General features: G+C 46.1%; 12 protein-coding genes. 9 read left to right on the top strand and 3 right to left on the bottom strand.

Annotated elements, in window-relative coordinates; all coding sequences use genetic code 11:
* Positions 1 to 240: 240 nt before the first annotated feature.
* Both BLA28_RS19445 and BLA28_RS19440 read left to right on the top strand, forming a co-directional pair.
* Positions 241 to 588, top strand: a complete 348-nt coding sequence (locus tag BLA28_RS19445; RefSeq protein WP_081330025.1) for a nucleotidyltransferase family protein — start codon at positions 241 to 243, stop codon at positions 586 to 588.
* The gene (locus BLA28_RS19440) at positions 581 to 985 is read left to right on the top strand and encodes a HEPN domain-containing protein (protein ID WP_081330024.1); all 405 of its coding nucleotides are present in this window, start codon (positions 581 to 583) and stop codon (positions 983 to 985) included. Before BLA28_RS19445 ends, BLA28_RS19440 begins: the two co-directional genes overlap by 8 nt.
* 112 nt (positions 986 to 1,097) lie before the next feature.
* On the opposite strand, the gene BLA28_RS19435 is transcribed toward BLA28_RS19440, so the two are convergent.
* Positions 1,098 to 1,964: a MerR family transcriptional regulator gene (locus BLA28_RS19435; protein ID WP_069157660.1), complete on the bottom strand. Its 867-nt coding sequence runs from the start codon at positions 1,962 to 1,964 to the stop codon at positions 1,098 to 1,100.
* A gap of 364 nt (positions 1,965 to 2,328) precedes the next feature.
* Between BLA28_RS19435 and ant(6) the strand changes: the two genes are divergently transcribed.
* From ant(6) to BLA28_RS19400, 7 genes are all read left to right on the top strand, one after another.
* Positions 2,329 to 3,174, top strand: coding sequence for an aminoglycoside 6-adenylyltransferase (gene ant(6) / locus BLA28_RS19430; RefSeq protein WP_069157659.1), 846 nt, complete (start codon positions 2,329 to 2,331; stop codon positions 3,172 to 3,174).
* 224 nt (positions 3,175 to 3,398) lie between these two features.
* Positions 3,399 to 4,709, top strand: a complete 1,311-nt coding sequence (locus BLA28_RS19425) for an MATE family efflux transporter (protein ID WP_069157658.1) — start codon at positions 3,399 to 3,401, stop codon at positions 4,707 to 4,709.
* Positions 4,710 to 5,120: 411 nt separating this feature from the next.
* Positions 5,121 to 7,550, top strand: a complete 2,430-nt coding sequence (locus BLA28_RS19420) for an ABC transporter ATP-binding protein (RefSeq protein WP_069157657.1) — start codon at positions 5,121 to 5,123, stop codon at positions 7,548 to 7,550.
* 27 nt (positions 7,551 to 7,577) lie between these two features.
* The gene (locus BLA28_RS19415; RefSeq protein ID WP_050018556.1) at positions 7,578 to 8,159 is read left to right on the top strand and encodes a DUF1854 domain-containing protein; all 582 of its coding nucleotides are present in this window, start codon (positions 7,578 to 7,580) and stop codon (positions 8,157 to 8,159) included.
* 57 nt (positions 8,160 to 8,216) lie between these two features.
* Positions 8,217 to 10,418, top strand: a complete 2,202-nt coding sequence (locus tag BLA28_RS19410) for an ABC transporter ATP-binding protein (protein WP_069157656.1) — start codon at positions 8,217 to 8,219, stop codon at positions 10,416 to 10,418.
* Between the two features lie 41 nt (positions 10,419 to 10,459).
* A complete protein-coding gene (locus tag BLA28_RS19405; RefSeq protein WP_069157655.1) occupies positions 10,460 to 11,221 on the top strand; it encodes an aminoglycoside adenylyltransferase domain-containing protein in 762 nt (253 codons plus the stop codon).
* A gap of 81 nt (positions 11,222 to 11,302) precedes the next feature.
* Positions 11,303 to 12,148, top strand: coding sequence for a MerR family transcriptional regulator (locus BLA28_RS19400; RefSeq protein ID WP_044965560.1), 846 nt, complete (start codon positions 11,303 to 11,305; stop codon positions 12,146 to 12,148).
* A 114-nt stretch (positions 12,149 to 12,262) separates the two neighbouring features.
* Here the strand turns inward: BLA28_RS19400 and BLA28_RS19395 are convergent, their stop codons facing one another.
* The gene (locus BLA28_RS19395) at positions 12,263 to 13,093 is read right to left on the bottom strand and encodes a helix-turn-helix domain-containing protein (RefSeq protein ID WP_069157654.1); all 831 of its coding nucleotides are present in this window, start codon (positions 13,091 to 13,093) and stop codon (positions 12,263 to 12,265) included.
* A 98-nt stretch (positions 13,094 to 13,191) separates the two neighbouring features.
* Entirely contained in the window at positions 13,192 to 14,004 is an 813-nt protein-coding gene (locus BLA28_RS19390) for a GNAT family N-acetyltransferase (protein ID WP_069157653.1), read from the bottom strand.
* Between the last annotated feature and the right edge of the window lie 9 nt (positions 14,005 to 14,013).

The raw sequence follows: 14,013 nt of genomic DNA, 5'->3' as shown, positions 1-14,013 counted from the left end.
AGGAGAAATGGATAATTTTTCATCAGAGTAAGTTCTATGGATGAGCCTTGTCAGAGTAATTTCCAGTTTTGCTGATTAAGTTCCATATCGGGATGGAACTTAATTTGAAAATTAAGTAGCAGATACGGGAGGGTATCATAATTGATTTATAACATGGAAAATAGCGTGATTATGGTGTATAATTAAAACAAATCACTGTTTAATAAACTATGCTTAATAATATCAAAGGCAGGTGATAGTATGGCTTTAAATATGCATAAAGAAGAATTGGATTCCATAATCAATGAATATATTTCAGAAATTAAAAAAATTTTAGGAGCAGATTTAAAAAGGGCTGTTATATATGGTTCCTATGCCAGGGGAGAATATGAAGAAGAATCAGATATAGATATTGCATTATTTACTTTGAAAAAGCCGGAAGAATTTTATCTATTAATAAATAAAATTTCAGAACTTACTTTTGAATATAATGTAAAATATGATATTATATTGTCTCCGGTTTTTCAGAATATTATAGATTATAATCGCATGTTAAGAGTAGTTCCTTACTATCAAAGTATACAAAAGGAGGGAATATTGATTGGATAAAGAAATGCAGGAACTGCTGAAATATAGGTTTGACAGAGCAGTTGAAACGCTGGAAGTTGCAAAGGAACTCTATGCAAGTGGGAAATTCAGAGATTCCAATAATAGAAGTTATTATGCAGCTTTTTATGCAATAAAAGCTATTTACACTATACGGGGGCTGGATTTTAAAAAGCATAAAACATTATTAGCTAATTTTAATAAAGAATATGTGGCGACTGAAATTTTTCCAAGAGAAATTGGTAGAAAAATCAGTACATTAGCGTTAATAAGAGAACAAAGCGATTATAATGATTTTTATATGGCTTCAAAGCAGGAAAGCCAACAACAGGTTGAAATAGCGGAAGAGTTAATAACCCTTGTAAGAGAATATTTAAATAAGGAAGGTTATATTGTTTAAGACGAGAAGACGCGTCAAAATGTAAATAATGGTTTTAATAACGAATATAGGGAAAGCCTGTAAACCCGGCTCTCCCTATATTCGTTATTATTTTCGGACATATTTTATTTAACTATTTTCCAAAATAAACCTTCAGCGCCCTGGCAATATAATCGGCCGATCCTGCCCCATACTTCTTCTCTGTGATTCCCTTTGCCGCTTCATTGGAATAGCTGTCTATAACAAAATCCCAATATCCTTCCCCCATATCCACTATGGAATTGTTTTTATTGGTAAATTCCACTATTTCGCGGACAATGTCCTGAATTTCTTCAGTTGTGACATCCTTCGATATATCGGCTGTCAGCTGAAGGAAAAGCTCATCGCTTTTTTTCAGGATTTCATCTGCATTTTGGGAAACTTCGTCTATCTGCTCCATGATCTCCGAAAAATGCTCCAGATTATATTTCATGGCTTCCGTATACTTCTCAATACTGCCGAACTGTTTGATGGCAAGTTGGGCCGCGTTTGACTCATCATCTTTGATCTTTTGAATAAACTGATTGAAGTTTTCGATGCTTCCCCAGTGTTTGATGACTTCCTCGCTCTTTTCATTTTTAAATTGTTCCAATGCTTCTATATACTCGCTAAGATCAAATTCTTTAAAACTCATACAGGATTCTCCTTTTTCCAGTCTTTCCAGCAGCGCAATCAGCTTGTCTATGCGGCTGCGCTTCAGGGAAAGTAATTTTTTCTGCTTTTTGAAAGCCTCTATTTTATCGTATTCAGGCTTCTGCAGGATTTCTTTTATTTCATTCAGTTTAAAATTCAGTTCTTTGTAAAACAGGATCTGCTGCAGCTTCTCTAATGCTTCATCATTATACAGGCGGTAACCGGAAGGGGTTAATTCGCTTGGCTTGAGCAAATCGATTTCGTCGTAGTATTGCAGCGTTCGTGTGCTTATGCCTGTTAAACTGGCAACCTGGCTTATCGTTTTCATGAATATCAACCCCTTATTTTTAGTATGAAAAAATGACTGGTTTAAGAACAGGCGGTACTTGCCGGCATTGATTACCTGCCTTGTTCTTTAATTGTATGTTACACTATCACGTTACGTGGAAGTCAATGGTTTTCTGAAATTTTACCTTCTGAAAAATCACTAAAAAATCTCCGTAAAAACTTGGGAGATTCATTTGAAATGTTTTGACGGTTTCGTTGAAATAATACATTCGTGTGGGTATAATAAATATTATCAGAATGAAGTATTCTTTGCAGACCTTGAACCGTTCATGTATGCTTTATTACCTCATTAATTAGTAAAACATAAATCCCCCTCAAAACAGCGGGGCCTGAAAGGGAAAAATATGAGAACACCCGAAGAATTCATGAAAACGATACTTGATTTTGCCCGGAAGAATGAAAACATCCGCATGGTTGGAATGGAAGGCTCCCGCGTGAATTCCAACATACCGGAGGATTCCTTTCAGGATTATGATATCACTTATTTTGTGAGAGACAGAGAGGTTTTTATACGGGATGACAGATGGATTTCTGCATTCGGCCGTATTATTATGATGCAGAAGCCGGAGGATATGGAGCTGTTTCCGGCGGAGGAAGAGGGATATTCCTACCTTATATTATTTGATGATTACACCAAAATGGATTTGACTTTACTGGAACTAAATCAGCTGGAAGGATATCTGAAGGAGGATGGGCTGCGGACGGTTTTGCTGGATAAGGATAGCCGTTTGGAGAGAGAAATCATTCCGACGGATCAGGAATATCATATAAAGAAACCGAGTGCAAGGAGCTTTGATGACTGCTGCAACGAATTCTGGAACCTGGCGCTTTATGTGGCAAAAGGGCTGGGCAGGAAAGAAATCCTTTATGCCATAGACCATCTGCATCTTATGCGGATGGAATTGCTGCGCATGCTTTCCTGGAAGGCAGGGCTGGATTATGGTTTCACATTCAGTGTGGGAAAGAATTATAAATTCCTTGATAAATATCTGCCGGAGACATTGTGGAAGGAGCTGCTGCATACTTATCGTGAGGACTCCTATGAGCATGTGTGGGAGGCTATGTTCCTGTGTCATGAGCTTTTTCGCAATACTGCGTACGAATGCGCCGGGGCATGGGGATATGAATACCCTCCATACGATAAAAATGTGAGCGGTTTTGTAAGGCACTGTTATGAAAAATTTGGATAAATGAAATCGCTGCAGGGGCTTGACATGAGATGGATTCCTCTTATATAATGCAGGGAAACGAATTGCTTATCAGGGAAGCTGCCCTGACAGGCGCCTAAAAATAAAATAAAATCAGGGCACTTTTTTGCCACCGGGTAAAAAAGATAAGCGCCGGACTTTCTGTCAGCAGGTCATTGGAAGACAGAAAGTTCCGGCGTTTTTTGTTTGGACGGAGGAAGGAAAAAATGAAAAAGACGCACACAGCTTTTACGGAATTCATGCAGTATACGGCTCTGAATGTGCTGGGTATGATTGGTTTGTCCTGTTATATTCTGGCGGATACCTTTTTTGTGTCAAAGGGACTGGGGGCGGATGGTCTGGCGGCATTGAATCTGGCGATTCCGGTTTACAGCTTTATACATGGAACAGGGCTGATGCTGGGAATCGGCGGGGCAACCAAATATTCCATTATAAAAGGGCAGAAAATGTCATGTGACACAAATACGGTCTTTACGAATACGGTATATACCGGTATTCTTGCGGCTTTTATATTTATGGCTGCAGGCTTTTTCCTTTCCGGGGATATCACTTCCCTTTTAGGGGCGGATAGGGCGGTCTTTTCTATGACAAAAACATACTTACGGGTGATAATGCTGTTTGCCCCCGCTTTTATTCTGAATGATATCTGCATTTGTTTTGTCAGGAATGACGGGAATCCCAGACTGTCCATGTTTGCCATGCTCACGGGGAGCTTGTCCAACATTATACTGGACTATCTGTTTATTTTTCCTCTGGATATGGGGATTTTCGGAGCGGTCCTTGCCACAGGAATGGCGCCGGTGATCAGCATGCTTGTACTCAGTATGCACTGGCTGAAAGGGAAAAACCGGTTCCATCTGCAGAAAACAGGTATGTCCGCAGAAATGATATTCTCCATACTGCCTTTAGGCTTTCCGTCTCTTATAACGGAGCTGGCCTCCGGTATTGTTATGATTGCCTTCAACCGTATTATTCTGCGGCTGCAGGGAAATACAGGGGTTGCCGCCTATGGGGTGGTTGCCAATCTGTCCCTTGTGGTTCTTTCCATATATACCGGAATCGCCCAGGGGATGCAGCCGTTGGTCAGCAAATCTTATGGAAAAGGGGACACGGAAGGAAGAAATCGGGTCTTGAAGTATGCACTCCTTACGATGATGCTCCTTTCATGCGGTATTTACCTGGGGATTTTCCGGTTTGCCGGCCCCATAGCAGGGATTTTTAACAGTGAAAAGAACAGGCAGCTGGAGGCAATAGCAGTGGAAGGGCTGCGGCTGTATTTTACGGCGGCGCCTTTTGCCGGCTTCAATATCGTGATTTCCATGTATTTTACCTCCGTTGAAAAGGCGTTCCCCGCACAGATAATTTCGCTGTTAAGGGGATTCCTCCTTATTCTTCCCCTGGCATTCGGGCTGGCTTATCTGGCAGGTATAACCGGGGTGTGGCTGGCGTTCCCTGTGACCGAAGGACTGACTGCCATGGGAGGTGTTTTACTGTTTCGAAGGGGACGATCGCAGTAAGCAGCCTCCGCTTTGACTGGTAATAAAAATTTCAATATACGCCTGACGGATAAATTCTGTTTGACATATTCATCCTACAGTTCTATACTAATAAATAGTTATAAAACTTGTTCGATTCGAAGCATATTTTATAGAATTTAACATATGAAACCGCACTTTTACAAATCATTCAGGAAAGGAGGCAGACAACATGTTAGGTATCATCACCCGGTTAAATATATTCCACAGCAGAAATCATATTCTCAATCACAAAATATTCCGGCTGTTACAGCGCCCGTTTGCGAAAAAATCGGCATGGTGTCCTGCCCGTACTTGTCTTATGTATTGACATGGAACCCATTTACCCTTTTCCGTAGCCGGAAGAGGGTTTTTTTTGTTCAAATCCGGTAACTGTACGGCAGGTCTGTACCGTTGCCTGATTCGGCTGTATTGCCGGGCTTCAGTATAGAAAGAAAGGGGAAAGGCGCGCGGATTCATCATTCGATCCCGTACCTGAACGAGACATTGGCAAAAGAAATATTCCGAAAACTCCCGCCGGCACTGAAAACCCTGGCGGAAGAACAGGGCATTACAGAGGATGACTGTCTGATAACTGCCCGATTTGATATGAACTTTGAAGAAAAATATGTGGACGGCTGGCTGCTGCTGACGAAGACGCAGGTTATGCTCGCCCAGTCCGTCAAAGATTTTCTGTATACGAAGCAGTATAAAGGCTGTATGGATCAAAGGGAAAAAATCACAGGGAGCAAAACCTATGAGATTCAGATGCTTTCTGTGGCGGAGACCGCATCCCTGCAGGTACTCAAACAGGTGGCTACCAATATCCTGTTTTACCGCCCGGAGGGAGAGGAAAACGACATCCGGCTGGCGCTGTGCTCCAATATGTACCTGGCGCAGCTCCGCCATTTCGCCGCAGTCTTTGAAGCCGTAAAGGCGGGCAGGGAACTGACGGAGGAACTGCTCAGGGGAGAAAAAGAGGAGGAGTACTGCAGCAAATGCGGTACGATGTATCCGGATCCGGAACGGAAGATCTGTCCACGGTGCATGAACAAAAGCTCCGTGTTTTTCCGTACCTTAAGCTATTTCAGGCCCTATGCGGCCAGCATTGCGGGCATGTTCATCTGCATTATCGCCACGGCGCTGCTGAATCTGGTCTGGCCCTATTTAAACGGTACGATTCTCTATGATAAGGTGCTGGCAAAGGATCCGCAGTTCCTGGAATTCTTAAATCTTCCTGCGGGCAAATATGTGACGGCTTTGCTGCTGGTGGTGCTTTCCATGTTCATGACGAAGCTCACGATCCAGGTGTTCGGCATCATTCAGGGGGTATTAAATGCCAGGATCATACCTGGTGTGGTAATGAAGCTGAAAACTGACGTGTTTGATTCCATGGGCCGTCTGTCCATGGGTTTTTATAACAGCAAGCAGACCGGCAGCCTGATGACCAGAGTCATGGGCGATTCGGAGGAGGTTACCGGCTTTTTTATAGACGGCCTGCCCTTTATGGCATCCAATATTTTTTCACTGGTGGCCACGGCTGTGATCATGCTCCGGATGAATTGGAAGCTCGCCGTGCCGGTGCTTATCTGGATACCGGTGGTGCTGTTTACCAGCTACAAAATGGCTCCGACACTCTTCAACTATTTTTCCAGCCGCCACAGGGCGAGGCGTTCTCTGAACAGCAGGGTAAATGACAACCTGACCGGTGCGCGGGTGGTAAAGGCCTTCGGACAGGAAGAGAAGGAGCTGGTACGTTTCGATAAATATAATAAGAAGCTGATGCATGCAGACGTGGATTTGGTGCGTTTTGACAACCATTTCACCGTGCTCTATGCGGCGGTGGAAAATCTCTCCAACCTGCTGGTATGGGCCCTGGGAGGCTACATGCTCTTCCGGTACGGAGATCTGGAGCTGGGTATTTTGATCACCTTTATCAGCTATGTGGGACAGCTGAACAATCCGCTGGATTTCATTGCCTTCAGCTTCCACTGGTGGGCGGAAAGCATGACCAGCGCCCAGCGTATGTTTGAAATTATAGACTCCCTTCCGGAGATCACGGAAAAGGAGAATCCGGTACATATGGACAACATGAGGGGAGACATTGAGCTGAAGAATGTAACATTCTCCTATGATAAAAATAAAACCATTCTCAAAAATGTCAGCCTGAAGGTGGAAGGCGGCAGGATGCTGGGCATTGTAGGGCGTTCCGGCGCGGGCAAGACGACGCTGGTCAATATGATCTCCCGGCTCTATGATCCGGATGAGGGAGAGATCTTCATCGATGGGGTACCGGTAAAGGACATCGCCTTTAACGATCTGCGGCGCAATGTGGCTATGGTATCCCAGGAAACCTACATATTTATGGGCAGCGTTTACAGCAACATAGCCTACGCCAATCCCGATGCCACCAAAGAAGAGGTGGTTCAGGCGGCGGTACTGGCCAGCGCCCATGATTTTATCTGCAAGATGCCTGACGGTTATGACACTATCATCGGAGCTACCGGCAGGGAGCTGTCCGGCGGTGAGCGCCAGAGGATTTCCATCGCCAGGGCGATTCTGGCTAATCCCCGGATCCTGATTCTGGATGAAGCCACGGCCTCCGTGGATACGGAGACGGAAAAGGCGATTCAGGCTTCCATCAACTTCCTCATTAAAGGAAGAACCACGATTTCCATAGCCCACCGGCTGTCTACGCTCAGGGATGCGGACCGGCTTGTGGTGATGGATGAGGGAAGGATTACGGAGGAAGGCAGCCACGAGGAGCTGCTGGCCAGGAAAGGCACATATTTCAAGCTGCGGGAGCTGCAGACGAAAGCACTGGCCATGCGGGGACTGGAATAGAAATGACATCGGCAGGAATAAATGTGTATGAGACACGGAAATGAGGTAGCTATGGAAGATTTGTTTGCGGAAGAGTTTGATCTGGAACAGATGGAGGCGGAGACGGAGGCCATGCTGGCGCTGAACTATCTGGACAGGAGCAATAGTACATTTCACAGGACGGAAGGCGGTTTTGTCTCGCTGGATACGCAGGAAAAGCATTATAACCGGGTTCAGGTGTTCCGAACCTTTCCTTTTACAGGTAAAAATATGTATATTTCCATACGGGAGCCGGACGAGAAGGCGAAGGAAATCGGCGTAATCCATGATCTGGATAAGGATGTGGACGAGGAAACGCGGAAGATGCTGACTGAGCAGATGGAGCTGCGTTATTTTACCCCGATTATCACAAAAGTAAAGAATGTGAAGGAAGAGTACGGATTCGCCTATTTTGACGTGGTGACGGATCATGGCCCCTGCCGTTTTGCCATACATATGAGCGGCAACGCTGTAGTCCATCTGACCGAAACAAGACTTCTGATCACCGATCTGGATGAAAACCGGTTTGAGATACCGGACACCTCGAAGCTTACCGGAAAAGAGCTCAAGAAAATCGGTTTGTTCTTATAAATGATTATTAGTTACAGCTTAGGGCGCGCTTTTCATGGCGCAGGAATGAGGACTTAAATGGAACTGAATGTAAAACTGCCCGGGGAAATCAGGGCGCTGTTTGAGCTTGCCGGAGGGGAGGAGATACGCTATTGTTCTCCCTTCGACATAAACAGCAGCGGAAAATACTGTGATTTCTCCTATGGGGTGCTGACAAACCAGCGTCTGCTTATTATAGAGGAAGGCCGGATCGTATATGAAATGCAGCTTTCCGGATTATCCGCGATGAAGTGTGAATCACAGGTCAATAACGGAATTCTTGTGGTTACGGAAAAGGAATCCGGGCTGGCAAGGCATGTCGCGCGCTTTTCCATGAAGCATATCTCCCGTTTCGCATCGATTGCAAAGGGCGGGATGCTGATGCTGGAAGGCAGCGACAGGATAATAGAGAACAGGGAATATGAAAAAACCTGTCCCATATGCGGCCGTGCGCTGCCCGGAACCCGTGTATGTCCCAAATGTGAGGGGAAAAATGTAACTCTTTTAAAATTTGTCCGTTTATGCACGAATTATAAAAAGCAGTTCGTGATGGTGGCGCTGATGATGCTGTTTTCTTCCCTGGTAGGTTTGGCAGGCCCGATGTTCCAGCAGCGGTTCATCGATAATACGCTGATGTCCGACCACGGCAGCTTCCAGGAGGTCATTCGCTTTACGCTTATCATGGCTGTCATTACGGTGCTTTCCATCATCACCAGATATCTGCGCAGCCTCTGGAGCGCAAAGCTTGGAGCGGGAATCAGCATGGATATCCGTGGCCGCCTCTATCAGAAGATGCAGGTGCTGACGCTGTCCTTTATCCAGGACAGGCGGCCCGGCGAGCTGATGAACCGTATCAATAACGATTCGGCAAATATCCGTAAATTTATGGAGGATGCCTTCGGCAGTATCTTTTACCTGATTGTGCTGATGACGGGGGCTATCATTGTAATGCTGACCATCAGCCCGGGGCTGACGCTTTTGTCCATCGTCTTCCTGCCTCTGGCCGTGGCTCTGTCGGTGGGGTTCCGCAAGGTCATTCATCGTAAGTTCCACATGCAGTACAGCCGGGGGGATGACAACAACAGCGCGCTGCAGGATGTGATCTCCGGTATCCGTGTGGTGAAGTCCTTCGGCAAGGAGAAATATGAGTCGGATCGTTTTAAGACGATTTCTGCAAATTATGCCAGAATTCAGAAGAATAATGAGGTATTCTGGGCTTCCTTTTACCCGATGCTGACCTTCATCATGGGGATGGGCATTTATTTCGTAACCGCTCTGGGCGGCCTGAAGACGCTGGACGGGGGGCTTTCCGTAGGGCAGCTGCTTCAGTTTACTACCTACGCAACCATGCTATACGGCCCGCTGGGATGGATGACTCATCTGCCCAGGATGATCGTGCAGATGTTAACCAGCCTGGAACGTATCTACGATGTGCTGGATGAACAGCCGAAGATACGGAACCGGGAAAATCCGGTAAGCAGGCAGATACAGGGAAATGTGGTATTTAAGGATGTTTCCTTCGGCTACCGTTCCTACGAAACGGTCCTGGAAAAAATAAATTTTGAGATCAAGAAGGGAGAGATGATCGGCATTGTGGGCGCTTCCGGCACCGGTAAATCTACGCTGATCAATCTGGTCATGCATTTATATGATGTGGATGATGGAGAGCTTTTGATTGACGGCATCAATATCAATGATTACCGGATTGAGGATTTCCACCGCCAGCTGGGAGTGGTGCTCCAGGAAACCTTTCTTTTTTCTGATACGATTTTGAATAACATGCGTTTTGCCAAGCCGGATGCCACTTATGAGGAGATCATCCGTGCTGCCAAAATGGCGAATGCGCACGATTTTATCTGCAAGACGCCCAACGGCTATAATACCTATGTGGGTGAAAAGGGGTACAATCTGTCCGGCGGCGAACGGCAGAGAATCGCCATCGCCAGGGCCATATTGAATGATCCCAAGCTTCTGATACTGGATGAGGCCACCTCCAGCCTGGATACGGAGAGTGAATATCTGATCCAGAAGGCGCTTCAGAGGCTTACGGCCGGGAGGACTACCCTGGCTATCGCCCACAGGCTGTCCACGCTTAAGGATGCGGATCGGCTCATCGTCATTGACGGACATAAGATCGCCGAGTGCGGGTCGCATAATGAACTTCTGGAAAAGAAGGGGATATACTATAAACTGGTAACGGCGCAGCTTCAGATGCAGACGCTGAAAGAAGGGGAAGGATAAGATATGGTTCACGGCTGCCTTGTGCCGTAACAGGAATAAAGATGGAATATCAATTCATACTGGACAAAATAGTCAACACAAGTAAGAAAATCTTCGGGGAGGAGCTGACAGGCATTTATCTGCATGGTTCATTAGCCATGGGCTGCTTTCATCCGGATAAGAGTGATATTGATTTGATACTCGTGATAAAGGATTCAGTATCCGACGGGCAGAAAAGGCGGCTGATGGATATCCTTGTGGAATTAAATGAGACAGGGCCGCGCAAAGGGCTGGAATTCAGCATGGTAACGGAGGAGGCCTGCAGGAGCAGGGAATATCCTACGCCCTTTGAACTGCATTTTTCTCCGGCCCACCTGGCATGGTACCGGTCGGATCCGGAGGATTATATAAAAAAGATGAAGGGAACGGATCCGGATCTGTCCGCTCATTTCATGATCATCCGGCATTATGGCATTGTTTTGTATGGCAGACCGGTGGAACAGGTATTTGATGAGGTGCCGCGGGAATTTTACCTGAAGAGTATCTGCAGTGATATAGAATCCTCCGGAGAGGAAATTCTGGTGAATCCGCTCTATGTAATTCTGAATTTATGCCGGGTTCTGGGATATGCAGAGGAAGGCCTTATTCTGTCGAAAAAAACCGGAGGGGAATGGGGGCTTGCAAACGTACCGGCGGCTTTCGCGCCTCTTTTGCGGGAAGCGCTGGAATGCTATGCATCGGACCGGGAAATGAAACCGGATGCGGAGGAGGCGGAAAGCTTTAATAAGTATATGAGGCAGCGGATCAAGGAAAGAAAAGAATGAATAAAATCTCCTGAAAATGTATTGACACTCACGGAGCGTGAGGGTGTAGTGTAGTTTTTGTCAGGAACAGGAGGAACCATAATGAGAACAGTAAAAGAAATATCCGAACGGACCGGTATCAGCGTACGCACGCTTCATTATTATGATGAAATAGGGCTTCTTAAACCTACTTCATATAGTGAAGGGGGATACAGGCTTTATGACGATAAGGCCCTGGAACGTTTGCAGCAGATACTGTTTTTCAGAGAATTTGATATGCCGTTATTGGAAATCAAAGAAATTATGGATAATCCTGAACTGGACAGAGATTCCGTACTGTTAACCCAGAAAAAAATGCTGGAGATCAAACGGGATCGTTTGAACCGCATGATCGCCGGGATTACAGACATTTTGAAAGGAGAAAATAAAATGGATTTTGAGATGTTCAGTAAAACAGAGATAGATGAGATGTATCAGGCTGTAGTTGGAAATATGAAAGAGGAACAGCTTCAGGTGATGAAGGAGAAATACGGAAGTCTGGAGAAGTTCCGGGAACATTTTCTGGAAAATGCATCCGGACAGGACGCCCAGAAGAATTTCCGCAAGGTGGTGGAGTGGTACGGAAATAAGGATAAAGCCATGGAGGCGGTAAAGAATCCTGCGGGAACGGAGGTCATGGAGGCTTACCGGAACCGGATTGACGGAATTTATAAAAAGCTGGCGGAAAAGCGCGGTACGGATGTTTCTTCTTTCGAGGTGAAGTCCCTCATAGGCGAGCTGGATTTTGTATCAAAACAGTTGTACCAGATGGAGGATGTGAAGCAGCTGATGCTGGAGATTGCGGATTCTTATGAAAAGAATCCAGCCATGAGCGAGAGCATGGATAAGCAGTACGGTGCCGGAACCGCGGAATATCTGGGAAAGGCTGTAAGAGAATTTTATAAGTAAAAAATGCGTAGATGAAATTTGGATATTTGACGGAGCTTAAAAGGAAAGTCCTTCGCTGCAAAGCGGAGGACTTCCGTGGTTCTGAGGAAGAACGGTTTATATCTGCGGGTCATTTTACTGTTTCCGGTTACGTAAGAATTCCTTACCGAAGCAGAAGACAGCGATAATCAGGAGAACCAGGGTGGTAAGACTGTCAACAAATTTTGTGGAAGGCTCCAGGGGCTGCTGAATAAAAAAGGAAACCGTACCATTGATTCCCCACATGACCGGTATGATAACCAGAAGGATAATTCCGGTTACATATAATTTCCTTTGGGGAATTTTCAGAAAAGGGATGTAGATACACCACAGCCCCAGCAGGGAAATGACTGAGATAACAGCCCCCATCTTACAGACGGCAGGCAATGCCAAAAGCCTGCTTAGTACTGCAAGGTAAGGAATTACGGTCAGGGTCAGCATCAGAAGTAATTTCCGGACGATATTCTTACGGGCTTTAAACAGCGGAAGCAATAACAGCCAGCCAAACAGAAGGGATGCGGCAACAAGGAGTGACCACGTCAGCTGTCCGGATATGCAGAAATCACAGATAAAACATATCACTGCGGCGAGGATGATGGAGGAAGAGAAAAAGGTGAACAGTATTCCTTTCATACGGTCAGCCTTTTGTGCGGCGCTTCGGTCAGAATACAGCAGGGTTTCTTCCACTAAAACATCTTTTGACTTTTCGGGGGCGGCGCATTTCTCCCCATTCAGCAGTTCGCTTGTTGTCACACCTAATATCTGGGCAAGAGGGATCAGAAGAGAAATATCAGGACAGCTGATTCCCCGTTCCCATTTGGAGATTGCCTTATCTGTTATTTCCAGTTTCGCAGCCAGTTCTTTTTGTGTCAGGTTTTGGGACCTTCTCATTTCGGAAATAAAATTCCCCATTTTTTCGTTATTCATTATGAAGCCCTTTCTGTCGTAGTTGATGCCTTAAGAATATAATAGGAAGCGCCGGAAGGGTACCGATTATCTGGAGAATCAGCAATTCTACCGTTGGTTTACCTGCAGATAATGCGCTGTTCCGCCACCTGTCCCTGTTCGGTATAACCGATTTTCCGATAAAGGGCATTGGAAGGCAGGTAGCCGGCATCGGCATAAAGGACGGGGATCTGTCCTGCCTGCAGCAGCCTTTGGGAGACATGGGATACCAGCATGGCCCCATAGCCTTTGCCGCGGTGACTGCGATCGGTTACTACCGCATTTAACCGGGCGTATTCCGGCGTACAGTGAGCGATATTGACCATGGATACTATTTCGCCCTGTTCATTTTCCCATAGAAACAGTCTGTCGGAAGTGGATTTTTCCTCCGCGAAGTCAAGGGCTTCCTCACTGCTCAATTCACCCAGGCCTGCATCCAGATACATCACGGTGATAAGCCGGGCCATGGCTTCTTTCAGAGAGGGCTCCGGGTACCTGATCCGCCCGCGGGTCTTAACAGGCCTGACGGACAGGCAGGCATAGGAATTCAGAAGCTTGTTCACCAGGTATTCCCCATGATTCTGCATGGCAGCTTCTCTCAGCAGATCTTCGGAATAAGCAGGGCAGGAAGAAATATTCACGCAGCCACTCTCGGCAAGGCATTGGCTCAGATAAGCGGCGATTTCCTGACGGACCGGAGGAACCGGCGGATGCTTCAGCCAGATCCAGACCGGCGTATTCGGATTGCTCCGGGCGATGATGCAGGTACTGTCATCTGTGGCCAAGAAGGAACCGGGATCCTCCCGGATCCGATACAGCAGATTAAAAAGATATTTGTCTTTTCCGGTGACCAGCTTGTCAAATACCGGATCGGAACCGTTAGTAATACGCATATTTACCTC

Origin of the sequence: Eisenbergiella tayi (assembly GCF_001881565.1) — a bacterium.
Classification (GTDB): domain Bacteria; phylum Bacillota; class Clostridia; order Lachnospirales; family Lachnospiraceae; genus Eisenbergiella; species Eisenbergiella tayi.
The sequence above is the reverse complement of the archived record's forward strand: the minus strand, read 5'-3'. Positions and strand labels throughout refer to the sequence as shown.

Excerpts from the sequence above, each read along its gene's own strand:
- BLA28_RS19390 (WP_069157653.1), bottom strand. The coding sequence starts at position 14,004 with ATGCGTATTACTAACGGTTCCGATCCGGTATTTGACAAGCTGGTCACC.
- BLA28_RS19425 (WP_069157658.1), top strand. The coding sequence starts at position 3,399 with ATGAAAAAGACGCACACAGCTTTTACGGAATTCATGCAGTATACGGCT.
- BLA28_RS19405 (WP_069157655.1), top strand. The coding sequence starts at position 10,460 with ATGGAATATCAATTCATACTGGACAAAATAGTCAACACAAGTAAGAAA.
- BLA28_RS19435 (WP_069157660.1), bottom strand. The coding sequence starts at position 1,964 with ATGAAAACGATAAGCCAGGTTGCCAGTTTAACAGGCATAAGCACACGA.
- BLA28_RS19415 (WP_050018556.1), top strand. The coding sequence starts at position 7,578 with ATGAGACACGGAAATGAGGTAGCTATGGAAGATTTGTTTGCGGAAGAG.
- BLA28_RS19445 (WP_081330025.1), top strand. The coding sequence starts at position 241 with ATGGCTTTAAATATGCATAAAGAAGAATTGGATTCCATAATCAATGAA.
- BLA28_RS19400 (WP_044965560.1), top strand. The coding sequence starts at position 11,303 with ATGAGAACAGTAAAAGAAATATCCGAACGGACCGGTATCAGCGTACGC.
- BLA28_RS19410 (WP_069157656.1), top strand. The coding sequence starts at position 8,217 with ATGGAACTGAATGTAAAACTGCCCGGGGAAATCAGGGCGCTGTTTGAG.
- BLA28_RS19395 (WP_069157654.1), bottom strand. The coding sequence starts at position 13,093 with ATGAATAACGAAAAAATGGGGAATTTTATTTCCGAAATGAGAAGGTCC.